At 69.3% G+C, this 23,767-nt stretch carries 21 protein-coding genes; 14 read left to right on the forward strand and 7 right to left on the reverse strand.

The window, feature by feature from the left end; all coding sequences use genetic code 11:
• The 3 genes from N788_RS12065 to N788_RS12075 all read left to right on the forward strand — a co-directional run.
• Positions 1-1,651, forward strand: a 1,651-nt coding sequence (locus N788_RS12065; RefSeq protein ID WP_152560480.1) for a DUF1631 family protein, incomplete at its 5' end; no start/stop codon positions are given.
• Positions 1,648-1,998, forward strand: a complete 351-nt coding sequence (locus tag N788_RS12070; RefSeq protein ID WP_034225469.1) for a PilZ domain-containing protein — start codon at positions 1,648-1,650, stop codon at positions 1,996-1,998. The genes N788_RS12065 and N788_RS12070, both read left to right, overlap by 4 nt.
• On the forward strand, positions 1,973-3,058 hold the full coding sequence (locus N788_RS12075; RefSeq protein ID WP_034225471.1) for an FAD:protein FMN transferase: 1,086 nt from the start codon (positions 1,973-1,975) through the stop codon (positions 3,056-3,058). Before N788_RS12070 ends, N788_RS12075 begins: the two co-directional genes overlap by 26 nt.
• 24 nt (positions 3,059-3,082) lie before the next feature.
• Here N788_RS12075 and N788_RS12080 read toward each other — a convergent pair whose 3' ends face one another.
• Positions 3,083-5,770, reverse strand: a complete 2,688-nt coding sequence (locus N788_RS12080) for a bifunctional diguanylate cyclase/phosphodiesterase (protein WP_084696036.1) — start codon at positions 5,768-5,770, stop codon at positions 3,083-3,085.
• 77 nt (positions 5,771-5,847) lie between these two features.
• Here N788_RS12080 and pepQ point away from each other — a divergent pair, with 77 nt between their 5' ends.
• Positions 5,848-7,173, forward strand: a complete 1,326-nt coding sequence (gene pepQ, locus N788_RS12085; protein ID WP_034225472.1) for a Xaa-Pro dipeptidase — start codon at positions 5,848-5,850, stop codon at positions 7,171-7,173.
• Positions 7,174-7,242: 69 nt separating this feature from the next.
• On the forward strand, positions 7,243-10,008 hold the full coding sequence (locus tag N788_RS12090; RefSeq protein WP_034225473.1) for a valine--tRNA ligase: 2,766 nt from the start codon (positions 7,243-7,245) through the stop codon (positions 10,006-10,008).
• A gap of 22 nt (positions 10,009-10,030) precedes the next feature.
• On the opposite strand, the gene rimI is transcribed toward N788_RS12090, so the two are convergent.
• Genes rimI through pssA form a run of 3 tightly spaced genes read right to left on the reverse strand, consistent with a single transcriptional unit; the run spans position 10,031 to position 11,538 of the window.
• Positions 10,031-10,507, reverse strand: coding sequence for a ribosomal protein S18-alanine N-acetyltransferase (gene rimI, locus N788_RS12095; protein ID WP_034225475.1), 477 nt, complete (start codon positions 10,505-10,507; stop codon positions 10,031-10,033).
• Between the two features lie 6 nt (positions 10,508-10,513).
• Complete coding sequence (locus N788_RS12100) at positions 10,514-10,783, reverse strand: hypothetical protein (protein ID WP_034225477.1); 270 nt, start codon at positions 10,781-10,783, stop codon at positions 10,514-10,516.
• Complete coding sequence (gene pssA / locus N788_RS12105) at positions 10,780-11,538, reverse strand: CDP-diacylglycerol--serine O-phosphatidyltransferase (RefSeq protein ID WP_034225535.1); 759 nt, start codon at positions 11,536-11,538, stop codon at positions 10,780-10,782. Before pssA ends, N788_RS12100 begins: the two co-directional genes overlap by 4 nt.
• Positions 11,539-11,645: 107 nt before the next feature.
• Here pssA and N788_RS14075 point away from each other — a divergent pair, with 107 nt between their 5' ends.
• From N788_RS14075 to N788_RS12120, 3 genes are all read left to right on the forward strand, one after another.
• Positions 11,646-12,044 (forward strand): hypothetical protein, encoded by a 399-nt coding sequence (locus N788_RS14075; RefSeq protein ID WP_051924628.1) that lies wholly within the window; start codon positions 11,646-11,648, stop codon positions 12,042-12,044.
• 75 nt (positions 12,045-12,119) lie between these two features.
• A complete protein-coding gene (locus N788_RS12115; RefSeq protein ID WP_034225479.1) occupies positions 12,120-13,820 on the forward strand; it encodes a proline--tRNA ligase in 1,701 nt (566 codons plus the stop codon).
• 142 nt (positions 13,821-13,962) lie between these two features.
• Positions 13,963-14,343 (forward strand): H-NS histone family protein, encoded by a 381-nt coding sequence (locus N788_RS12120; protein ID WP_034225481.1) that lies wholly within the window; start codon positions 13,963-13,965, stop codon positions 14,341-14,343.
• Positions 14,344-14,346: 3 nt separating this feature from the next.
• Here the strand turns inward: N788_RS12120 and N788_RS12125 are convergent, their stop codons facing one another.
• On the reverse strand, positions 14,347-15,606 hold the full coding sequence (locus N788_RS12125; protein WP_034225483.1) for a threonine/serine exporter family protein: 1,260 nt from the start codon (positions 15,604-15,606) through the stop codon (positions 14,347-14,349).
• Between the two features lie 62 nt (positions 15,607-15,668).
• On the opposite strand from N788_RS12125, the gene N788_RS12130 reads away from it, so the two are divergent.
• Genes N788_RS12130 through N788_RS12145 form a run of 4 tightly spaced genes read left to right on the forward strand, consistent with a single transcriptional unit; the run spans position 15,669 to position 19,147 of the window.
• A complete protein-coding gene (locus tag N788_RS12130; protein ID WP_034225485.1) occupies positions 15,669-16,778 on the forward strand; it encodes an MlaE family ABC transporter permease in 1,110 nt (369 codons plus the stop codon).
• Positions 16,772-17,575, forward strand: coding sequence for an ABC transporter ATP-binding protein (locus N788_RS12135; protein ID WP_051924629.1), 804 nt, complete (start codon positions 16,772-16,774; stop codon positions 17,573-17,575). The genes N788_RS12130 and N788_RS12135 overlap by 7 nt, the downstream gene beginning before the upstream one ends.
• Before the next feature lies 1 nt (position 17,576).
• On the forward strand, positions 17,577-18,503 hold the full coding sequence (locus N788_RS12140; protein WP_034225489.1) for an MlaD family protein: 927 nt from the start codon (positions 17,577-17,579) through the stop codon (positions 18,501-18,503).
• Complete coding sequence (locus tag N788_RS12145) at positions 18,500-19,147, forward strand: ABC-type transport auxiliary lipoprotein family protein (protein WP_034225491.1); 648 nt, start codon at positions 18,500-18,502, stop codon at positions 19,145-19,147. The genes N788_RS12140 and N788_RS12145 overlap by 4 nt, the downstream gene beginning before the upstream one ends.
• Here N788_RS12145 and N788_RS12150 read toward each other — a convergent pair.
• Together N788_RS12150 and N788_RS12155 are read right to left on the reverse strand one after the other, a co-directional pair.
• Positions 19,107-19,691: an alpha-ketoglutarate-dependent dioxygenase AlkB family protein gene (locus N788_RS12150; RefSeq protein ID WP_034225493.1), complete on the reverse strand. Its 585-nt coding sequence runs from the start codon at positions 19,689-19,691 to the stop codon at positions 19,107-19,109. The two genes, N788_RS12145 and N788_RS12150, sit on opposite strands and share 41 nt — an antisense overlap.
• A gap of 19 nt (positions 19,692-19,710) precedes the next feature.
• Positions 19,711-21,057: an amidase gene (locus N788_RS12155; protein ID WP_051924636.1), complete on the reverse strand. Its 1,347-nt coding sequence runs from the start codon at positions 21,055-21,057 to the stop codon at positions 19,711-19,713.
• A gap of 102 nt (positions 21,058-21,159) precedes the next feature.
• On the opposite strand from N788_RS12155, the gene N788_RS12160 reads away from it, so the two are divergent.
• Together N788_RS12160 and N788_RS12165 are read left to right on the forward strand one after the other, a co-directional pair.
• Positions 21,160-22,767 (forward strand): electron transfer flavoprotein-ubiquinone oxidoreductase, encoded by a 1,608-nt coding sequence (locus N788_RS12160; RefSeq protein ID WP_034225497.1) that lies wholly within the window; start codon positions 21,160-21,162, stop codon positions 22,765-22,767.
• Between the two features lie 84 nt (positions 22,768-22,851).
• Complete coding sequence (locus N788_RS12165; RefSeq protein WP_211250726.1) at positions 22,852-23,715, forward strand: ATP-grasp domain-containing protein; 864 nt, start codon at positions 22,852-22,854, stop codon at positions 23,713-23,715.
• Positions 23,716-23,767: the final 52 nt, after the last annotated feature.

A 23,767-nucleotide genomic window follows, 5' to 3' on the forward strand; every position in this document is an offset into this window, starting at 1 on the left:
GGATACCGCGCAGGGCGCCGCCGGCGCCGGCACGGCACGCGGCGGGTCGGGTGGCGGGCCGGGTGGCAGTGGCGGCAGCGTAGGTGTGGGTGCAGCTGCAGGCACTGGCGCTGGTGCCGATGCCGGCGGCGGCGGCGGCCCGACGGGCCCAGGCCCGGGCGCCGGCACGTCAAGCGCCGGCGACGACAGCTTCCAGCAAATGCGGCACCTGCTCGCCGGCCGCCGCCAGCTGCTGGGCAAGCTGGTCGGCGGTGCGCCGCGCAGCACACCGGGCAATGCCGTCGTGGTCGAGCCCGCCCTGGTGCAGGATGCCCTGGGCCTGCTGCAGAAGAAGCCCCCGGCCCCGGTGATGGTCAACGGCAAGCCCGCCGTGCGCACCGTCAACCACGTCAAGCAGGACCTGCTGGCCCAACTTCGCCAGACCACGCCGGACGGGCGACCACCGTCGCTGCCGGAAGAGGACAGCGACGCGATCGACCTGGTCGGCATGCTGTTCGACCACCTGATGAAGGACGTCCGGCCCAACAGCCCGGCCTCGAACCTGCTGGCGAAGCTGCAGGTTCCGCTGCTGCGCGTCGCCCTGACCGACAAGGGTTTTTTCACTCGCCAGCAGCACCCGGCCCGGCAGATGCTCAACGCCATCGCCGAAACCGGCGCCTACTGGCTGGGCGAGGACGACGCCGACCAGCAGCTCGTGGGCAAGATGCAGTCCGTGGTCGACCGCACCGTGCGCGAGTTCGACGGCGACATGGGCGTGTTCTCGAACCTGCTCGAAGACCTCAGTTCGCACCTGCATACCGTGTCCCGCAAGGCCGAGGTCGCTGAAAAGCGCCACGTCGAGGCGGCGCGCGGCAAGGAGCGTCTGGCCCTGGCCCGCGACCGCGCGGCGACGGTGGTCGAGGGCATGCTCAAGAAGCAGAACCTGCCACGCTTCACCCACACCCTGCTCAGCCAGGCCTGGACCGACGTCATGGCCCTGACGGCGCTGCGCCAGGGCGAGGATTCGGACGCCTGGCGCCAGCAGCTGGAAATCGCCGAGCGCCTGGTGGGCGTCGCCAAGGCCGGCCCCGGCGCCGCGGGCATCCCCAGCAGCGAGGCCCAGGCGCTCCAGCAGGACATCCAGGGCGCGCTCACCCAGGTCGGCTACCACGACGAGGAAGCCGCCGCGATCGCCCAGCGTCTGGTGGACCCGCAGGGCGGCAGCGCCGCCGACGACGACTCGGCCGCCAGCCGCACCGAACTCACCATGCGCCTCAAGGCCCGCGCCCGCCTGGGCGAGGACATGCAGGAGTCGAAAAAGAAGAAGAAGGTCGCCCTGAGCCCCGAGGAACAGGCGCGGCTCGAGCAGATCAAACACCTGCCGTTCGGCAGTTGGTTCGAGTTCACGCTCAACCAGCAGGGTGAGAAGGTTCGCCGGCGCCTGTCCTGGTTCTCGACGGTCACCGGCCACGTCCTGTTCGTGAACCACCGCGGCCAGAAGGTCGGCGACCACACCCTCGAAGGGCTGGCCAGGGCCATGGCGCAGGGCCAGGTGAAGGTGGTCGAGGAAGAAAAGGGCACCCTGATCGACCGCGCCTGGAACACCGTCATGAGCGCATTGCGTTCGTTCGCGGGCCAGTCCGCCCCGGCCAAGGAGGCGCCCGCCCGATGAACACCGAATACCGTCGCGCCAAGCGCCGCAAGGTCGGCTTCGATGTCGAAGTGACCGACACCATGACCGGCCACGTCATCGGCAAGCTGAGCAACCTTTCGGAAACCGGCATGCTGCTCATCCTGGGTGAACCGGTCACCAGCGACGCGCTGTTCCAGCTGCGTTTCACGCTCGACGACGAGGCCGGCAATGGCCGCGAAGTCGAATTGGGCGCCCACGAGCTCTGGGCCGACGAAGCCGCTGCGCCGGGCCAGGTCTGGACCGGTTTTCGCTTCATAGACGTGGCGCCGGAAGACGTGGCCTTCATCCGCGGGTGGGTGGATGCCCCGGGCAGCCAGTACGTCTGATCCCCGGCGGGCGCTGGCGCTGCTGGCGCTGCTGGCGCTGGCCGGCTGCACACCACCGACCGAGCGGGTGGAACAGCTGCTCGTCTTCGGTTCCACGGCAGAAGTCCGGCTGCGTGGCGGTGACCCCGCTGCCGTCCAAGCGGCCCTGGCCGAAGTCTCCGCCGAACTCAACGCGCGCCATCGCCAGTGGCATGCCTGGGAGCCGTCTGACGTCACCCGCATCAACCAGGCGTTCGCCGAAGGCGAGTCCGCGCAGGCCCCCGAATCCGTGCTTGACCTGGTGCGTCGGGCCCAGCCGCTGTCGATCGCCACCGACGGCCTGTTCGACCCGGCGATCGGCGGCCTGGTCGAGGCCTGGGGATTCCATACGTCGGTCTATCCGATTCTCACGCCGGTCCCGGACGAGGCCACCCTGGCCCAATGGCGCGAACACCGGCCGCGCATCACCGGCGTCCGGATCCAGGGCCAGCAACTGACCGCCGACAACCCCCGCATCCAGCTCGATTTCGCGGCGATGGCCGAAGGCGTCGCCGCCTCCGAGGTCGTCGCCACCTTGCAGCGGCATGGCATCGAAGACGCCCTGGTCAACCTCGGCGGTGACGTGACCGCCATGGTGGGCGGCGGCTCGCGGCCCTGGCGGGTGGCCCTGCGCGACCCTTTCGGTGGCGTGTTGGGCACGGTCGACCTCGATGACGGCGAATCGCTGTTCAGTTCCGGCAACTACAACAAATTCCGCTATTCCGCCGCCGGCGCACGCCAGGCGCACATCCTCGACCCCCGCACCGGGCACCCGGCCCGCGGCTCCGCGTCGGCGGTGGTGCTGCACCCGGATCCGCTGCTCGCCGACGTGGCCGCCTCGGCCCTGTTCGTGGCCGGCCCCTCGGGTTTCCAGGCCATGGCCCGGCGCCTGGGCCTGGGCTGCGCGCTGCTGCTGACCGACGAAAACGAAATCCTGGTCACCGTCGCGATGAAGGCCCGGGTCACCCTCGCCCGCGATCCGGTGCCGCTGGGTCCCCCGCTGGACCTGGGCCCGGACTGCGCACGGCCCTCCGCCGGCTGATCCCTGCCCGGCCTCGCTCCTGGCTCAGGTGCGCGGCGGGTCCCTGAAACAAAGCGCGGCTTCGGGCTTGTGGATCGCGAACCCCTGGGCGTAATCCACGCTCAGGCCGCGCAGCAGGTCGCGCGCACGCTCGTCCGCCACCCACTCGCCGACCACCTGCAGGCCCAGCTGGTGGCCGATGTCGGTGACCGCGCGCACGATGGAATAACTGACCGGATCGGTTTCGATGTTGCGGATGAAGCTGCCGTCGATCTTGATGTAGTCCACCGGCAGGTTCTTGAGGTAACCGAACGAGGCCATGCCCGAGCCGAAGTCATCGAGCGAGAACTTGCAGCCGGCCGCACGCAGGCGCTGCATGAACTCCACCGCCCGGGCCATGCTGCTGACCGCCGCCGTTTCGGTGATCTCGAAGCAGATGCGGCGCGGCGATACGCCGTGGCGTTCCAGGGCGTCGAGCACGAAGTCGGCGAAGGCGCCGTCCTCGAAGGTCGGGCCGGAAAGATTGATCGCGCACATCGACACCGGTTTGCCGGAGGGATGCAGGCGGTTGAAGTTGGCCAGGGTGGTCTCGACGACCCAGCGGTCGAGCTGGGGCATCAGGCCAAACCGTTCGGCGGCCGGGATGAACGCGCCGGGCGGGACCAGCGTGCCCTTCTCGTCGCGCAGCCGCACCAGCATTTCCATGTGTACGCCAGCCGACTGTTCGCCCTCCCACAGCGGCGCCAGCTCCTGGAAGTGCAGCAGGAACCGGCCGTCGGCCAGCGCCTGGCGGATGCGCCCGGCCCATTCCATCTCGCTGCGCCGCTGGCTGGTTTCCGAGTCCTGCTCGGAAAACAGGTGGACGCGGTTGCGCCCACGTTCCTTGGCCATGTAGCAGGCGGTGTCGGCGTGGGCCATGAGCGCGCGCTGGCTCAGGCCCGGTCCCCGCAGCATCACCACGCCGATGCTCGTGCTGATGGTGTAGTTGCGCTGTTCCCAGCCGAACGAATAGCCGTCGATCTCGGTGCGCAGGGTTTCGGCCAGGGCGACGGCCGTATTCTCGTCGCTGCCTTCGACCAGCATCGCGAACTCGTCGCCGCCGAGCCTGGCGACCACGGCCCCCTCGGGCAACATGCCGGACAACAGCGTCGCCAGCTGGGCCAGCAACTGGTCGCCGGCATAGTGACCGGAGGTGTCGTTGACCAGCTTGAACTGGTCCAGGTCCATGTACAGCAGGGCCCAGGGCGGGCCGCCGGCGTCGAGCGACGTGATCGCCGCATCAAGCCGGCGTTCGAACTCGCGACGGTTGTACAGGCCTGTAAGGGAGTCGTGCTTGGCCTGGTAGCTCAGTTCTTCGCTGAGCACCCGCAGTTCGGTGATGTCGTTGGCGACCGCCAGCAGGTGCGGCTGGTCGCCGAGCATGATGCACGACACCGACAGCGTGGCCCAGAACGCCGGCTGCTGTGGCCCCTGCAGCCGCGCCGACTCGTTGATGATGCCGTCGGGAGCACCGGGCAGGCGGAGGATGCGCTCACGCAGTTCCGGGTCTTCGACCAATTCGACCAGGCGCGTCGATTCGACCTGGTCACCGATGCCGAAGCGGTCCCGGCAGGCCTGGTTGACGTAGACCAGCTGCGCGTCGTCGGCACGGGCCAGCATCACCAGCGCCGGAAGCAGGTCGTTGAGCGCACGGAAGCGGGCCTCGCTTTGCTGGAACTGCGAGGTCATTTCCCCGGCCAGGGCCAGGGCCCGTCCCCGCGTGCCGGCAATCGACCAGGCCAGGGTGGCGAGCAGCAGGCTGGCCAGCACGCCGATGCCGAAGGTCAGGGCCGGCAACCAGGTCGCCGGGTCGGCATCCGGGAGCGGCTCGGCTTCGAAGCGCCAGGTGCGGCCGCCGAAGGCCAGTTCGCGGACATAGGTCGCCTGCGGGCGACTGCCCGGGTCGACCATGCCGGCGGCTTCGTTCGGGTCACCTTGCTCGAACAGCAGCGCCCGGCCACTGTCGGTGACGTCCAGCACGCGCACCCGGAACCGTTCGCGCGTCTCCGCCGGCAGGGAATCGGCGATGAGCCGGCTGACCCGGAAGGACGCCGCGAGCGTGCCGATTTCACGGCTGCGGCGCGCCGCCAGGTCGCGCGGCGGGTCGCCCGCGCTGTAGATCGGCAGCCGGATGGTGATGCCGTCGTTCGGCCCCGGCATGCCGCTGCGCTGGATGAGCTGGAAAGGACCCGACATCACCGGCCGGTCGGCGTCGCGGGCGAAGCGCGCCGCGGCCAGGTTGGCGGGCTGGGTGGCGACGTCCAGGCCCAGCAGCAGTTCATTGCCGCTGCGCGGTGCCACCAGGGTGGTCAGGTAGTGTTCGCGCCCGTCGGGCGCGGCGTCCGGGGCCGGGCGGGCGGAGCGTTCGGCGTAGGCCATCGCCTGCAGGCTGGGGAATTGCTCCCGCGGCCGCAGGTTGGCGTAGACGGTTTCGAATTCCTCGGGCGTGACGCTGTCGGACGCCAGGAACAGCGCCTGCACCGAGCGCACCAGCAAGCCGCAGGTCTGCAGCTGCCCTTCGACGGACTCGAAGCTGCGCTCAGCCAGCCGCTCCAGGCGCAAGGCCTCGGACCGGGCCAGGGCATCGTGGTGGAGGGCGGCCGCCAGGGTGCTCAGCGCAAGGCCCACCAGCAAGGCACCCAAGCTCCAGAGCCACGCGGGCTGGCCCAGGAATCCGCCGTCTTTGCGGTGCATCTGCAAGCCCTTCTCCTGCGTCCCTACCCTGGTTTGCGGCAGAATCCCCGTCCTGACCCCGCAACCGGAAGCCATCCATGAACAGCCAGGACCCCAGTCATCTATATCGTGCACACCTGTCCGCAATCAAGGCGCGCGTCGACCGGGCCCTGGAAAAGGGTGGCTTCGATCACCTTTTGGTCGCCTCCGGTGTCGAGAAGTTCGAGTTCCTGGACGACCGCCCCTATCCGTTCAAAACCAATGCCCATTTCAAGGCCTGGCTGCCGCTGACACGCCACCCGTCCTGTTGGATCGCCTACACCCCGGGCCGCAAGCCCGTGCTGGCCTACTACCAGCCGGACGACTACTGGCACGTGCCCCCGACCGCGCCCGAGGGGGTCTGGGTCGATGAGTTCGACATCAGGGTCATCACCGACCCGGCCGACGCGGCGGCGCACCTGCCCACCGGCGGCAAGGCGGCGATCCTGGGCGAGGCCGATGCGGCCCTGCCCGGCTTCGAGCCCAACAACCCGAAGGCCGTGATCGACTACCTGCACTACCACCGGACCTGGAAAACCCCTTACGAGCTCGAGCGCATGCGCGCGGCCCAGCGCCGCGCGGTGCCTGGCCACCTGGCGGCCCGCGCCGCCTTCCAGGCGGGGGCCTCCGAAGCCGGCATCCACGCGGCCTACCTGGCCGCCACCGGCCACACCGACCTGGACGCGCCCTACAACAGCATCGTTGGCCTCAACGAGCACGGCGCGACCCTGCACTACCAGTATAAGGACACGCAGGCGCCGGGACGGCACCGGTCGCTGCTGATCGACGCGGGCGCCGAGGTGGACGGCTATGCCTCGGACATCACGCGTACCTGGGGTGACGGCGACGCGGATTTCGCGGCCTTGCTCAACGCCGTGGAAAACGAACAGCTGGCGTTGTGCGACATGGTCCGCCCAGGCAAGGACTACCGGGACATCCACCTCGAATGCCACCTGCGCCTGGGCGGCGTGCTGCGCAACCTGGGCATCGTCGACATGGACCCGGGGCAGATGCTGTCGAGCGGCCTGACCTCCACGTTCTTCCCGCACGGGCTGGGCCATCCGATCGGACTGCAGGTGCACGACGTCGCCGGCTTCACCGACGAGGACGGCCAGGTGATCCCGCGGCCGGACGGCCACCCCTACCTGCGCATGACCCGCACGCTGGAGCCGGGCATGGTGGTGACGATCGAGCCGGGGCTGTATTTCATCCCGACCTTGCTCAAGAAGCTGCGCGCGCGTCCGGAAGGCAAATCCGTGAACTGGAACCGGGTCGAACAGCTGATGCCCTGGGGTGGCGTGCGCATCGAGGATGAAGTGCATTGCACCGACGGCGCGCCCGAAAACCTGACCCGGGATGCGTTCGCGGAGGCACCAACCCCCTGATTCTTGATAGGATTCGCGTCCTTTCAGCCCGGAAAACCCGGCAAAAAGCCGGGGCAGCGACCCTTCCCCATGGACAAGAGCTTCGAGCCCAGCACCTTCGAGACCAAGTGGTACGCCCATTGGGAGTCCACCGGCTGCTTCATGCCTTCCGGGAAGGGCCAGCCCTACACCATCATGCTGCCCCCGCCGAATGTGACGGGCACCCTGCACATGGGCCACGCCTTCCAGCACACGCTGATGGACGCGCTCGTGCGCTACCACCGCATGCGCGGCCACGACACGCTCTGGCAGGTGGGCGCGGACCACGCCGGCATCGCCACCGAGATGGTCGTTTCCCGCAACCTCGCGCTCGAGGGCAAGGGCGAAACCCGCGACTCGCTCGGCCGCGACAAGTTCATCGAGAAGGTCTGGGCCTGGAAGCAGGAATCCGGCGACACCATCGCCCGGCAGATGCGTCGCATGGGCGCCTCGGGCGACTGGAGCCGCGAGCGCTTCACGATGGACGAGGGTCTGAGCAAGGCCGTCGTCGAAACCTTCGTGCGCCTTCATGAGGAAGGCCTGATCTACCGCGGCCAGCGCCTGGTCAACTGGGACCCGGTGCTCAAGACCGCCATTTCCGACCTCGAGGTCGTCAGCGAGGAAGAAGACGGCAAGCTCTGGTCGATCCGCTACCCGCTGCCCGACGGCGGCGAAGTGGTCGTGGCCACCACCCGCCCGGAAACCATGCTCGGCGACACCGCCCTGATGGTGCACCCGGAAGACGAGCGCTACACCCACCTGGTCGGCAAGCGCGTGAAACTGCCGCTGTCCGACCGCGAGATCCCGGTCATCGCGGATGACTACGTCGACCGCGAGTTCGGCACCGGCGTGGTGAAGGTGACCCCGGCGCACGACTTCAACGACTACGCCGTCGGCCAGCGCCACGGCCTGCCGATGATCAACATCCTCACGCCCGACGCGGCGATCAACGACAACGCCCCGGAAAAATACCGCGGCCTGGATCGTTACGCCGCGCGCAAGGCCGTGCTGGCCGACCTGGAAGCCCAGGGCCTGCTGGTCGAGGAGAAGAAGCACAAGCTGCAGGTGCCGCGCGGTGACCGCACCGGTCAGGTGATCGAGCCCTACCTGACCGACCAGTGGTTCGTGAAGATGGACACGCTGGCGGCGCGCGGCCTGGAACTGGTCGAAAACGGCAGCGTGCGCTTCGTGCCCGAGAACTGGATCAACACCTACCGTCACTGGATGGGCAACATCCAGGACTGGTGCATCAGCCGCCAGCTCTGGTGGGGCCACCGCATTCCGGCCTGGTACGACGCCGCCGGCAAGGCCTACGTCGGCCGCGACGAAGCCGAGGTGCGCGCGAAGCACGCACTCGGCGCCGACGTGGCGCTGACCCGCGACAGCGACGTGCTCGAGACCTGGTTCTCGTCCTCGCTGTGGTCGCACAGCACCCTGGGCTGGCCCGACGCCGCCGACATGGAGAAATACGGCTACGCCAAGCGACTGCCGACCTCGGTGCTGGTGACGGGTTTCGACATCATCTTCTTCTGGGTGGCCCGGATGATCATGATGACCGACCACTTCACCGGCGAAGTCCCGTTCAAGGACGTCTACATCACCGGCCTGGTGCGCGACAAGGACGGCCAGAAGATGTCCAAGTCCAAGGGCAACGTGCTCGACCCGATCGACCTGATCGACGGCATCTCGCTCGACGACCTGGTGGCCAAGCGCACCAGCGGCCTGATGAAGCCGACCGACGCGCCGAAGATCGAAAAGGCGACGCGCAAGGAATTCCCGGAAGGCATCCCGGCCTTCGGCGCCGACGCGCTGCGCTTCACCTTCGCGTCGCTGGCCACCCACGGCCGCGACATCAAGTTCGACCTGGCGCGCTGCGAGGGCTACAAGAACTTCTGCAACAAACTGTGGAACGCCGCCCGCTTCACGCTGATGAACTGCGAGGGCTTCGTGGGAGGGACTTCAGCCCCGAAACCCAGCACCGACGCCGAGCGCTGGATCCTGCACCGCTTCAACGCGATGCTGCGCGAGGTCGAGAAGGCCTATGCCGACTACCGCTTCGACCAGGCGTCGCAGGCGCTGTACGAGTTCGCCTGGAACGAATTCTGCGACTGGTTCCTCGAGCTGGCCAAGCCGGCGCTGCAAAACGCCGACGCCGATGCCGCGGCCGCCGACAGCACGCGCCACACCCTGCTGTTCGTGCTCGAGGGCCTGCTGCGGGCGCTGCACCCGGTGATCCCGTTCGTCACCGAGGAAATCTGGCACGCGGTCGCCCCGAAGCTGGGCATCACCGCCGACACGATCAGCACCCAGGCCTGGCCGGAAGCCAAGGCCGGCTTCGACGCCCCCGACGCCGCGGCGGACATCGAGTGGCTCAAGTCCGCCGTGACCCAGCTGCGCTCGATCCGCAGCCAGATGAACATCGCGCCCTCGAAGGCCGTGCCGCTGCTGCTCCAGGGTGGCGATGCCAGCGACCAGGCGCGCACGAAGCGCCACGCCGCGTCGCTGAAGTTCCTGGCGCGCCTGGAATCGATCGACTGGCTCGACGGCGACGCACCCGCCGCCGCGGCCGCGGTGCTGGGCGACCTGAAGCTGCTGATCCCGTTGGAAGGCCTGATCGACCTGGACGCCGAACGCACGCGCCTGGACAAGGAACTCAAGCGCATCGCCGGCGAAATCGCCAAGTGCGAAGCCAAGCTCGGCAACACGACCTTCGTGGACAACGCCCCGCCCGCAATCGTCGACACCGAACGCGGCCGCCTCGCCGACTGGACCCGCCAGCATTCGGCGCTGCAGTCGCAACGGTCCAAGCTGGGCTGATGTTGCCCGGGTGGGGCCGCCCTCACCCGCCGGGCGGCAACAGCTCCATCGCCATCACGATCGCGTCCTCGCGACCCTTCGCCGCCGGGTAGTAGTTCGGCCGCAGCCCGATTTCGTTGAAGCCGTAGTCCAGGTACATGCGCACGGCGCGCGGATTCGAAGGCCGGACCTCCAGGAACACCTGCGCCGCACGGTGCCAGCGCGCCAGGTCGACCATCCTGGCCAGCAGGCGCCGGCCGTGCCCGTGCCCTTGGTGTTCCGGCGCGATGCACAGGTTCAGCAGGTGCGCCTCGCCCGCCGCGGCGCTGAGCACCCCGTAGCCCAGCAGCACCCCCGGCGACTCCAGCACCCAGCAATGGTGTCCCGCCCGCAGGCAGTCCCGGAAAATGCCCGGCGACCACGGGAACGGGTAGGCGCGCTTCTCGATCGACGACACCGCCTCGATATCCTCCGGCGTCATCGGCCGGACCTGGCTGGCGTCGGAAGGACGCGCGTTCATGGCCGGTCAGCGCAGGCGGCGGGCCGCCCGCAGACGGGCCCAGAGCGCGCGTTTGGCGCCGGCATCGGCGCGAAGCCGTTCGTACGGCGGCACGCCCAGGCCCGACAGGTCCTCGCGCCGCGCCGCCCTTCGCAGCGCCTGCAGCAGCCGGCCTTCCGGCAGCGGCGTGTCCGCCCCGGCTTGCGTCGCGACCGGCTCCGCACCTGGCCCGGCCTGGCGATAGAGCACGTAGCCCATCGCCCCCAGCAGCGTTTGCTGGTCGGCGCTCCAGCTCATTCGGCCGCTTTCCTTCGGCGCATCCGGCTCCACAGCCACAACGCCGGCCCCGACGCCACGTACAGCAGCGCCAGCGCGAACAAGCCCTTGGCCTGGGCGATGAACAGCACCGCGATGGTCACCACCACCAGTGCCATCACGAAAAACGGCACCCGGTCGCCCTTGGGAAGCCCCTTGAAGCTGTAGAAGCGGATGCGGCTGACCATCAGCAGGCCGGCCACCACCGTCACCACCAGCGCCAGCCAGCGCAGGCCCTGCCCGCTGTAGCCGAAGGTGTTCATGGCCCAGACGAAGGACACCACGAAGCCCGCGGCCGCCGGGCTGGCCAGGCCGATGAACCAGCGCTTGTCGGTCGAACCGACCTGGGTATTGAAGCGGGCCAGGCGCAGCGCCGCACAGGCGGCATAAAGGAAGGCCGCCGCCCAGCCCACCTTGGCCAGCACCGGGCCGTCGGCCCGGAAACCCACCAGGGCCCAGTGGTACATCACCAGCGAAGGCGCCATGCCGAAGCTGACCAGGTCGGCCAGCGAGTCGTACTGGACGCCGAATTCGCTCGTGGTGCCGGTCAGGCGCGCCACCCGGCCATCGATGCCGTCGAAAAGACCGGCCACGAAGACCGCGATGCAGGCGTTCTCGAAGTTGCCGCTGGCCGCGGCCAGGATCGCGTAGAAACCGGCGAACAGCCCGCCGGTGGTCAGCAGGTTCGGGAGCAGGTAGATGCCGCGGCCGCGCGGGGCGGCGGATTCGTCGTTCAGGTCCATGACCGGCAGTGTAGCGGCTCGCCCCGGCCGCCCATAGCCTGCCTTGCGGGGGGCCGTCGGCGGTGGTATCACGGTCGCACGATCGCCCCCGGAGCCCCGCCATGAACCGCCTTCTGCTGCCGATACTCGCTGCCGCCGCCCTGTGCGCCGGGCTGGCCCACGCCGACGAGAAGACCACGGTCTACAAGTCCAAGGGCGCCTCGGGCGAAACCGTCTACACCCAGCTCGAGGTAAAGGACTCGCAGCGCCACCAGGTCGGCATCAACGAACCCGACGAGGCCCCGGCCGAAGCCCAGGCCCCGGCCAAGACCCAGTCCGAGGTGGCCTGTGAACGCGCGCAGGCCAACCTGGCCGTGCTCAACTCGCCCCAGCAGGTGAAGTTCGACCGCGACGGTGACGGCGAAACCGAAGTGATGACCGACGAGGAGCGGGCCGCCAACCGCGAAGCCGCGCAGCGCCAGGTCACCGCCTACTGCGAGCCCGTCGCCGCCGGCGAATAAAGGCCGCCACGGGGGCCGCCAAAGGAGCCGGGTGACCGCTACAATGGCCGACCCGATTCATTGCCCGGTCCCCGCATGCGCCTCTCCCAGTTCCACCTGCACACCAGCAAGGAAACTCCCGCCGACGCCGAGGTCGTCAGCCACCAGCTGATGCTGCGCGCCGGCATGATCCGCAAGCTGGCCGCCGGTCTGTATACCTGGAGCCCGCTGGGCCTGCGCGTGCTGCGCAAGGTCGAGGCGGTCGTGCGCGAGGAAATGAACCGCGCCGGCGCCATCGAGATGCTGATGCCTTCCATCCAGCCGCGCGAGCTGTGGGAGGAAACCGGGCGCTGGCAGAAGTTCGGCGGCCAGCTGCTCAAGATCAAGGACCGCAAGGACGGCGAGTTCTGCTACGGCCCGACCCACGAGGAAGTGGTCACCGACTTCGCCCGCAGCGAGTTGCGCAGCTACAAGCAGCTGCCGCTGAACGTCTACCAGATCCAGACCAAGTTCCGCGACGAGATCCGCCCGCGCTTCGGCGTGATGCGCGCGCGCGAATTCCTGATGAAGGACGCCTACTCCTTCCACGTCGGCGCCGACAGCCTGGCGGAAACCTACCAGGCGATGTACGACGCCTACGCGCGCATCTTCTCCCGCCTGGGCCTGCACTTCCGGGCGGTGAACGCCGACACCGGCGCCATCGGCGGCAGCGCGTCGCACGAGTTCCACGTGCTGGCCGACTCGGGTGAAGACGCCATCGCCTTCTCCGACACCGGCGATTACGCCGCCAACGTCGAGATGGCCGAGGCCGTGTCGCCCGGCCCGCGGCCGGCGCCCACCGAGGCCATGCACGAGGTCCAGACGCCGACCCAGAAGACCTGCGAGGACGTGGCCGCGCTGCTGGACATCCCGCTGGTGCGCACCGTCAAGTCGGTGGCGCTGGTGGGCGAACCGGGTTTCGTGCTGGCGCTGGTGCGCGGCGACCATTCGGTCAACGAGATCAAGCTGGCCAAGCTGCCCGGCCTGGGCGACTACCGCCTGGCGACCGAAGCCGAGATCGTCGATGCCCTGGGCTGCGAGCCCGGCTTCATCGGCCCGGTGAAGCCGGCCAGGGCCATCACCGTCATCGCCGACCGCAGCGTCGCCGCCATGGCCGACTTCGTGGTCGGCGCCAACCGCAAGGGTTTCCACCTGGGCGGCGTGAACTGGGGCCGGGACCTGCCCGAACCCGACCAGGTCGCCGACATCCGCAACGTCGTCCAGGGCGACGCCTCGCCCGACGGCATCGGCCGGCTCGGCATCGCCCGCGGCATCGAGGTGGGCCATGTGTTCCAGCTGGGCCAGAAATACGCCGAGGCGATGAAGGCCACGGTGCTCGACGAAAACGGCAAGGCCCAGGTGATGCACATGGGCTGCTACGGCATCGGCGTTTCGCGCATCGTCGCCGCGGCCATCGAACAGAACAACGACGCCAACGGCATCCTCTGGCCCGAGCCGATGGCGCCCTGGCAGGTGGCGGTGTGCATCATCAACCCGAAGAACGACCCGGCCGTGGTCGAGGCGGCGGTCGCCCTGTACGACCAGCTGCAGTCGGCCGGCCTGGAGGTGGTGCTCGACGACCGCGGCCTGCGCCCGGGCGTCATGTTCGGCGACATCGAACTGATCGGCATCCCGCATCGCGTGGTGGTTTCGGGCCGCGGCCTGGAAGCCGGCACCTTCGAATACCGTGCCCGCCGTTCGCCCGACAGCGAAAACCTGGACATGGCGACCCTGCGCGCGCGCCTGGGCCTGGCCTGAGAATTCCGCCCGCAAGGCCGTAGGAATCCCCTTGGGAAACCCCCTGCGGGGTTCATCAGGGCGTGGCGAAAGGATTACCATGGGGTTTCCCGGGACGTTTCCCGGGTTTCAGCCTTTCCTCTCAGGAAACCCAAGGAATCCCATGAGCATCAATATCGAAGGCCTTTCGGCCAAGGAACTCCAGGCCCTGATCGCCAAGGCCAACAAGCGCAAGAAAACCCTGGCCAAGCGCAAGCCGGTGGCCTCGGTGCGCAAGAAGCTGGTTTCCATGGCCAAGGCCGAGGGTTACACCGTGGACGAACTGTTCGGCACCAGCCGCCAGGTCCGCGAAAAAGCCGGCACCGCGGCGAAAAAATCCGCCAGCGCGCGCAGGTCCAGCGCCAAGGGCACCAAGGTTCCGCCCAAGTACCGCAATCCCGCCGACACCAGCCAGACCTGGGCCGGCCGCGGCATGCCGCCCAAGTGGCTCTCGGCCGAACTGGCCCGCGGCAAGAAGCTCGAAGACTTCGCGATCAACAAATAAGCGCTAGATATTCCGGCGCGAAGGCACCAGCAGGTTGCCGAACAGCAGGCCGGCGACCAGCGCCACCAGGGCCGAGAGCAGCGCGAAGGTGGTGTCCAGGCCAAGGAACACGTCGCGTTCCATGACGAAGTTCAGGCTGCGAAAACCCATGCTGCCCGGCACCAGCAGGATGATGCCCGGCACCCGGATCAGGGCGCCGGGCCGGTTGCGCCAGCGGCCGTAGGCATTGCTGATCGCCGCCACGCCCATGCCGGCGAAAAAGGCGCCGCCGGCGAAGTTCTCCGAAGCCAGGCCCAGCACTTCGCCGCCCAGGCGGGTGAGGCCATAACCCAGGAACACCGAGGCCATCACCAGCAGGTAGTCGCGCCTGGCCGCCTGGAACAGGACCGCGAAGGCGAACGCCGCCACGCCCAGGGCCGCCAGCTCGCCCGCCGGCGACAAGGGCACCGGCAGCGCGTCCTGCGGCATCCAGCCCAGCACCCGCACCAGCTGCATGCCGGCCACGGTGCCGAAGGTCAGCTTGAGCAGGATCATCAGCGCGCCGGCGAAACGCGCCGTGCCCGAGACCAGGTGCTGTGCCGACAGTTCGCTGACCGCATTGGTCAGCATCAGGCCGGGCATCAGCACGATCAGCGAAGCGACGATGACGGTCTTGAACGCGATCGGGACGATGAAGGTCGCCACCACGGCGGCCAGCAGGGTCGCGACCAGGGCAGCGATGGCTTCCAGCGCCTCGTTCAGGCGCGGGCGGTCCTTGGCCGACACGGCCAGCGCGCCGGTCACCAGGCCGATCGCGCCGCCGGTCAGCACGCCCGGCAACGCCGCGCCCAGCAGGGCGGCGACGGCACCGGCCGAGAGACCGAAACTCAGGGCCGCCAGGAACCGGGCCCGGGCGGGTTCCGGCCGGTCCAGCGCCCGCAGCGCCGCGACGCCGGCGGCCAGGTCGCAGCGGCCGGCCAGCACGCCTTCGGTGATCGCGTCGGTGGCCGTCAGCTTGGCCAGGTTCTGTTCGCCCGGCTCGAGCCGGATGACGCGGGTGATGCCGTTTTGCTGGCCGCGCACCGGGTCGGCGAAGCTCAGGATCATGCCGGTCGGATTCGACCAGATCTCCAGGTCCAGGCCCAGGCGGTTGGCCACGCCTTCGACCGCCGCTTCCAGGCGCTGGGCGGTGGTGCCGTAGACATGCAGGCGCATGGCCAGTTCGGCCACGAAATCGGCCTGGGCCTCGTAGTTGGCCTGGCTGGTGAGGACCGGGGCGTTCATGACGGGGAAGCATGGCATGTTTCGGCTATCCTGAGACCCACCCGCCGCCCCCCAAAGAGTTGATGAGCCAGGCTCCCCGCATCGAAACCAGTGAACGCCACCCGGGCATCCTCATCGCCCGCGGCGACTGGACCCTGGCCCATGCCGGGGACATGCTCGACCTCATCGACCGCGCCCCCGCCTCGGCCGAGGACATCGACGGCCGCGACATCGGCCGCATCGATTCCGCGGGCGCCATGATGCTCTCGCGTTACGCGGTGAAAGTCGGCCTGGGCCTGGCGACGGTCGAAGTCAAACCCCAGCACCAGCCGCTCACCGAAACCGTTCGTTCGATCTGCGAAAACCCGCCCCGGGTGAAGCAAAAGGATTTCGGCGTGCACCAGATGCTGGCGCGCATGGGGTTCGCGGTGGAGGACTACACCCGCGAGGTGCTGGCCCTGGTCGGTTTCCTGGGCCTGACGCTCAAGACCGCCCTGGGCGTGATCCTGCGCCCGGCCCGCTTCCGCCTCACCCCCACCGTGCACCACATGGAACAGGTCGGCCTGGACGCCGTGCCGCTGGTGCTGCTGCTGAGCTTCATGGTCGGCGCGGTCATCGCCTTCCTGGGCGCGACGGTGCTGCGCGACTTTGGTGCCGAGATCTTCGTGGTCGAACTGGTCGGCATCGCCTTCCTGCGTGAGTTCGGCGTGCTGCTCACCGCCATCCTGCTGGCCGGCCGGACCGCCAGCGCCTTCACCGCGCAAATCGGCGCCATGCAAAGCGGCGAGGAAATCGACGCCATCCGCACCCTGGGCCTGGACCCGATCGAACTGCTGGTGCTGCCCCGGCTCACCGCCCTGCTGGTGATGCTGCCGCTGCTGACCTTCCTGGCGATGATCGCGGGCATCGCCGGGGGCATGTCGGTGAGCGTGGCCAGCCTGGGCATGAGCCCGGACATCTTCATGCAGCGCCTGCAGGACACCATCGAAATGCGCCACTTCTGGGTCGGTGTCGCCAAGGCGCCGATCTTCGCCGCGGTCATCGCCCTGATCGGCTGCCTGGAGGGTTTCCAGGTCCAGGGCACGGCCCAGTCGGTCGGCGAACGCACCACGTCCAGCGTGGTGCAGACGATTTCGCTGGTCATCCTGCTCGATGCCTTCGCCGCCCTGTTCTTCATGGAGATGAACTGGTGACCGACGACTACATCGATTCCGATGCCCCGGCCATCCGCGTGCGCGGGCTGCGCAATTCGTTCGGCGAACAGGTCGTGCACGACAACCTGGACCTGGACGTCGGGCGCGGCGAGATCATCGGCGTGGTCGGCGGCTCCGGCACCGGCAAGTCGGTGCTGATGCGCGCCATCCTGGGCCTGCGCCCGCCGCAGGCCGGGACGATTGAGGTGCTCGGCGTCGACGCGCTGTCCGACCGCGCCCGCGAAGCCGGCCTGATCGAACGCAATACCGGCGTGCTCTACCAGAACGGCGCCCTGTTCTCCTCGCTTTCGGTGGCCGAAAACGTCTCGGTGCCGCTCAAGGAGCACTACCCCGAGCTGCCCGAGGACATGATCCACGACCTGGCCATGCTCAAGATCCGCATGTCCGGCCTGGGCGAGGACGCCGGCGCCAAGCTGCCGTCCCAGCTTTCCGGCGGCATGCGCAAGCGCGCGGCGCTGGCGCGTGCGCTGGCCCTGGACCCGGCCCTGCTGTTCCTGGACGAACCCACCGCCGGCCTCGACCCCATCGGCGCCGCGGCCTTCGACGAACTGATCAAGACCCTGCAGCGCGCACTGGGCCTGACCGTCTTCCTCATCACCCACGACCTGGACACGCTCTACGCCATCTGCGACCGCGTCGCCGTGCTCGCCGACAAGCGGGTCCTGGTCAATGCACCCCTGGCCGAGGTCGAAACCTTCGACCACCCGTGGGTGCAGGAATATTTCCACGGCCCGCGCGGACGCGCCGCGCAGGCTGCCCTGGCCAAGGAGGCTTGAGATGGAAACCCGCGCCAACCATGTGTTGATCGGCGCCTTCACCCTCGGCGTGTGCGTCCTGGCAGTGCTGTTCGCACTGTGGATGGTCAAGTACACCACCGAGAAGGCCTATGCCGAATACGACGTCGTCTTCCAGGAGGCCGTGACCGGCCTGAGCACCGGCAGCCAGGTGCTGTATTCGGGCATCAGCGTCGGCGAAGTCCGCGAGCTCTCCCTGATGCGCGACGACCCGCGCAAGGTCGTCGCCCGCGTGCGCCTCTCGGCCGACACGCCGGTGCGCACCGACACCCGCGCCAAGCTCACCATGACCGGCCTCACCGGCGTCGCGGTGATCCAGCTCAGCGGCGGCAGCCCGGGCGCGCCGCGGCTCGAGGGCGGCAACGGCAACGACGACGTGCCGGTGATCCAGACCGAACCCTCGGCCCTGCAGAACATCGCCGCCACCGCCAATGAAATCGTCGAACGCATCAACCGCCTGCTTAGCGACGCCAACGTCGAACGCATCACCCGCACCCTGGACCAGCTCGACCAGGTGACCGGTTCGATCGCCGCCGAGCGCGAGGAAATCGCCGCGCTGATCCGCAACGCCAAGTCCGCCAGCGAGAAGCTCGACGCCACCCTGGCCAATGCCAACCAGGCCATCACCAACCTCGACCAGGGCCTGGTGCAGCAGCTGCCGCCCCTGGTGGAGAAACTCGACGCCACGCTCAGCCAGCTCGAGTCGGCCAGCAAGAACGCCAACGGCATCCTCAACGAGAACCGCGACTCCTGGGCCGAGTTCAGCCAGGACGGCCTGGGCCAGGTCGGCCCGACCATGCGCCAGCTGCGCGGCCTGATCCGCGAGATCGACGACCTGGCCAACAAGCTCGAAAACAACCCGGCCGGCTACCTGCTGGGCCGCGAAGAACCCGAGGAGTTCGAACCATGACCCCTGCCCTGCGTTTCATCCCGCTCGCCGGGCTGGTGCTGCTGGCCGGCTGCGCCGCCATCGGCGGCCCCAAGACCGAAGTCAGCATCTACGCGCCGCAGACCCGCATCCAGGCCGATGCCGCCTGGCCCGTGGCCGACTGGCAGCTCACCATCGGTACGCCCGAGGCCCATGCCCTGCTCGATTCCCAGCGCATTGCCGTGCGCCCGACGCCGGACCGGCTGCAGACCTACAAGGGTGCGCGCTGGGCCGACACCGCGCCGGAGATGGTGCAGCTGGCGCTGGTCGAGGCTTTCGAAGACTCCGGCAAGATCAGCTCGGTCAGCCGCTGGGGCGGCGGTCGCGGCGACTTCGGCCTGTACACCGACCTGCGCGCCTTCGAAACCATCTACGACGGCGGCCAGCCCAAGGTCGTGGTGGAGATCCAGGCGCGGCTGGTGAAGTTCCGCGACGGCACCGGCCTGGTCGCGGCCCGCCGTTTCCGCACCGAGGTCGCGCCGGCCGACGCCGGGGTCGAAGCCGTCGTCGCTGCCTTCGGTGACGCGATGGCCCGGGTCAATGCCGACATCGTCGGCTGGACCCTGGCCGAGGGCGACCGCGCACTCAGCGCGGACGCGGAAGGATCCGACGAAACGTCAGGTTGATCCTCGGCGCCACCGGTCGCGCGGTGCGCGGCAGGGCGTGCTTCCAGTCGGCCTGCGTATCGCCGGCCATCAGCAGCAGGCTGCCGTGCCCGAGCGCGAACTCGTGCTTCCGGGCCGGATCGCGCCGGTGCCGGAACACGAAGCGCCGCGTGCCGCCCAGGCTCAGCGACGCGATGACCGGCCGCACGCCCAGCTCGGGTTCGTCGTCGCTATGCCAGCCCATCGCATCGCGGCCGTCCCGGTAGAGGTTGGCCAGCACGCTGTTCATCGCCACGCCCGCCGCTTCGTCGATCCGCGGCCGCAGCGCGGCCAGCGCGTCCGGCCAGGGGCGAGGCTCGAACCGCGCCCCCGAATACACGTAGCCGGTGCCGGCATCGCCGATCCAGCAGCTCAGCCGCGGCGAGTCCACCCAGCGCCCGAACAGGCGTATCCGATGCACCTCCCACGGCACCTGCCCACGCAGCGCGACCAACAGCGCGTCCGCCTCGTCGGCCGCCAGCCATCCGGGGATCAGGCTCGCTTCGGGGAAGTTCGTTTCCGCCACGGCGTGACGCGGCGGGACCCTATTCGCCGGTATCGGCCACGGAGGCGAGCACGCCGCCGAGTTCGAGCAGGCGCAGGTCGCTGCCCGGGGCACCCACCAGCTGCAGGCCCTGGCCGTCGGGCAGGGGCAGGCTCAGCGCCGGGCAGCCGGCCAGCGAGGCCAGGGCGGTGAAATCGGCCAGGTGCGCCGGTTCGTCGGCGCCCCAGGCCGGTGGCGCCGTGGAGACCGTTGGCAGCAGCAGCACGTCGAACTGTTCGAACATCCGGCGCACCTTCACCACGTGGCCGTCCAGGCGCCGGTGCGCGCGGGCGGCGTCGGCGGCGGACTTGCGCTGGGCAAAGTCCAGCAAGCCTTTCAGGCGCGCCGAGGCGGCGCCGAGCCGGCCTTCGTGCGCGGCCAGGATTTCCGCTTCCATCAGCAGCAGCGCCGCGCGGCGGGTGTCGGCGACGTCCAGCGGCGCCACTTCCAGCGCGACCGGCAGGGCGCTGCCAAAGACCGGTGCCACCTTGGCCATCAGCGCGCTGAAGTTCTCGGCCACCGCGGCATCGGCGCCCATGGCCGACAGGTCGGAGACGACGCCCGCCTTGAGTTCACCCGGCACCCAGTCCGGCGGCGCCAGCGGCACGCGGCGCTTGCGCGAACGCGGGTCGCCGGCGTCGTAGCCGGCGAGCACCGGCAGGACCAGGCCGACGTCCTGCACGGCGCGCGTGAACAGGCCGGGGCAGTCCAGCCGCCGCAGGGCCGCGGCCATGCCGCGGGCGCTGAGTTCGCCCGTGGTCGGCTTGTGCCCGACCAGGCCGCAGAAGGCCGCCGGGATGCGGGTGGCGCCCAGGGTGTCCACGCCCAGGCCGACCACCGCGTGGCCGGCGGCCAGCGCCGCGGCCGAACCGCCGGAGGCGCCGCCCGCGGCCCGGTCGGGCAGGCGCGGATTGCGCACGTCGCCGAAGTGCGGATTGCGTCCGACAGTGCCGAAGGCGGCTTCGTCCAGGTTGGTCTTGCCCAGGAACACCGCGCCGGCGCCGCGCAGGCGGCGCACGACCTGGGCGTCTTCCGCGGCCAGGCCGGGATGGCCGGGCAGGCCCAGGCTGGTCGGCATGCCTGCGATGTCGAAGGCGTCGGTGACCGCGATGGGCACGCCGTCCAGGCGACCCAGGGGCTTGCCTTCGGCGCGGCGGTCGTCGCTGGCCCGCGCCGCCGCGATCGCCCCGGCGGAATCGACCCAGGTCCAGGCATTGAGATGGCCGTCGCGCGCGATCGCGGCGAGGCAGGCGCCGGTGAGCGCCTCGCTGGTGGTTTCACCCCGCGCCAGCGCGTGCAGCACGCGATACAGCGGGGCCTGGCGCAGGTCGTCGGGGCTGGCGGTCATGCGCGACATGTTCCGTGGCTTGGCTGGCTCCGCAGTGTCCTTGATTGCCCGCCCGTGGGCAAACCGGGACAATCGGGCCAGGCATGGATGGAGGCGAACCGGATGAGTGAGCGTGACGTGATGGAATACGACGTCGTGGCGGTGGGCGCCGGCCCGGCCGGCCTGTCGTTCGCGATCCGGCTCAAGCAGCTCAAGCCCGAGCTTTCGGTCTGCGTCATCGAGAAATCCTCGACCATCGGCGCCCACATCCTGTCCGGCGCGGTCATCGAGCCGGGTCCGCTGGACGACCTGCTCCCGGGCTGGCGCGACAATCCGCCGCCGGTCTGCGTGCCGGCCACCGAGGATGAATTCTGGTACCTCACCAAGACCGGCGGCACCAAGTTCCCGGTCATCCCGCCGGGCATGGCCAACCACGGCAACTTCATCGTTTCGCTGGGCGCCCTGTGCGCCTGGCTGGCGCCCCAGGCCGAGGCCCTGGGCGTCGAGATCTACCCGGGTTTCGCCGCGGCCGAAACGCTGTTCGACGAGGCGGGCGCGGTTTGCGGCGTGCGCATCGGCGACATGGGCGTGGCCAAGGACGGTTCGCACAAGGCCGGCTACACCCAGGGCATCGACATCCGGGCGAAGGTGACCGTGCTTGCCGAAGGCGCACGAGGCCACCTCACCAAGCAGCTGGTCCGCAAGTTCGGCCTGGACGCCGAGTCCGACCCGCAGAACTACTCGATCGGCATCAAGGAACTCTGGCAGCTGCCGTCGGGCCGCGCCCAGCCCGGCAAGATCTTCCACAGTTTCGGCTGGCCCGCCGACAGCAAGACCTACGGCGGCAGCTTCATCTACCACCTGGACAAGGACCGCGTGGCCATCGGCTACGTGTCGGGCCTGGACTACCGCGATCCGAACTACCAGCCCTACGAAGCCTTCCAGCAGTTCAAGCACCACCCGATGGTCAAGCCGCTGCTCGAAGGCGGCGAAATCCTCAGCGCCGGTGCCCGCGCCATCGTCACCGGCGGCTGGCAGTCGCTGCCCAAGGTCGAGATGCCCGGCGCCCTGCTGATCGGCGACACCGCCGGCCTGCTCAACGTGCCCAAGGTCAAGGGCACGCACCAGGCGATCCGCAGCGGCATGCTGGCGGCCGAACACCTGGCCGGCCAGGATGCACCGGCCGCCGCCGGCTTCGATGCCAAACTGCGCGCGTCGCCGGCGATGGCCGAACTGCGCAAGGTCCGCAACATCAAGCCCGGCTTCAAGAAAGGACTGTGGTTCGGCCTGGCCAACTCGGCCTGGGAAACCGTCACCGCGGGCCTGTCGCCCTGGACCTGGCGCTGCCATCCGGACTGGAGCGCGCTGCAAAAGCTCGACGAAGCCGAAAAGCCGGAGCGCGATTACGTCGAGCGCACGCTGGCGCCGCGCGATCGCCTGGCGGGCGTCTATTTCGCCGCCACCGAGCACGACGAAGACCAGCCCGTGCACCTGCACGTGGCCGACCCCGACATCTGCGTCACCCGCTGCGCCGAGGAGTACGGCAATCCCTGCCAGCGCTTCTGTCCGGCGTCGGTCTACGAGATCGTCGAGGATGAAAAGGGCAAGCGCCTGCAGATCAACGCCGCCAACTGCGTGCACTGCAAGACCTGCGACATCAAGGACCCCTACCAGATCATCAACTGGGTGACGCCGGAAGGCGGCTCGGGCCCGAACTACCAGAACCTGTGAGCCCTCCTGTGGGAGGGACTTCAGTCCCGATCCCATCGCGGCAAAAGCATCGGGACTGAAGTCCCTCCCACAAGACTGGAAATGATGAAACTCGCGCTTGCAACCGCCATCGCTGCGCTTTCGCTGGACGAGGACCTGGTGCCGCTGCACCAGGCCTGCCTGGCCGCGGGCATCGACGCCCAGGTGATGGCCTGGGACGACCCGACGGTCAGCTGGGCGCGATTCGACGCCGTGCTGCTGCGCTCGACCTGGGACTACATGGACCGGCTGCCGGAATTCCTGGCCTGGTGCGACCGCGTGCAGTCGGTGTCGCGGCTGTGGAACCCGCCCGAGGTGGTGCGCTGGAACACCGACAAACGCTACCTCGGCGACCTCGCCCAGCGTGGCCTGCCGGTGATCGAAAGCCACTTCCTGGCACCCGGCGAAGACCCTGCATCCCTGCCCGACCTCGAGGAATTCGTGGTCAAGCCCACCGTCGGTGCCGGCTCGCGCGATGCCCAGCGCTACCAGCGCAGCGAGCGCGAAGCCGCCCTCGCCCACGCCAGGCGCCTGCTCGATTCCGGCCGCCACGTGCTGGTGCAGCCCTACCTGCACGCGGTGGACGAGCACGGCGAAACCGCGCTGCTTTTCTTCGAAGGCCAGTACAGCCACGCCATCCGCAAGGCGCCCCTGCTGCGGCGCGGCGAAGGCCCGACCCGCGCGCTGTTCAAGGAAGAACACATCCAGGCGCGTGAACCCTCCGATGCCGAACACGCGCTGGCGGCCAGCGTGCTGGCCAGCCTGCCCTTCGACACCCTGGCCTACGCCCGCGTCGACCTGCTGCCCTCGCCCACCGGCCCGCAGCTGCTGGAACTGGAACTCACCGAGCCCTCGGTCTTCCTGCCCTACGGCGAAGGCGCCGCCGCCCGATTCGCCCAGGTCCTCGCCGCCCGCCTGGGTGACCTGTAGGAGCGCCTTCAGGCGCGAATCCCTTCTTTGCCAAAGGCGAAGTCAAAAGATT

Source organism: Arenimonas donghaensis DSM 18148 = HO3-R19 (assembly GCF_000743535.1).
GTDB classification, from domain to species: Bacteria; Pseudomonadota; Gammaproteobacteria; order Xanthomonadales; family Xanthomonadaceae; genus Arenimonas; species Arenimonas donghaensis.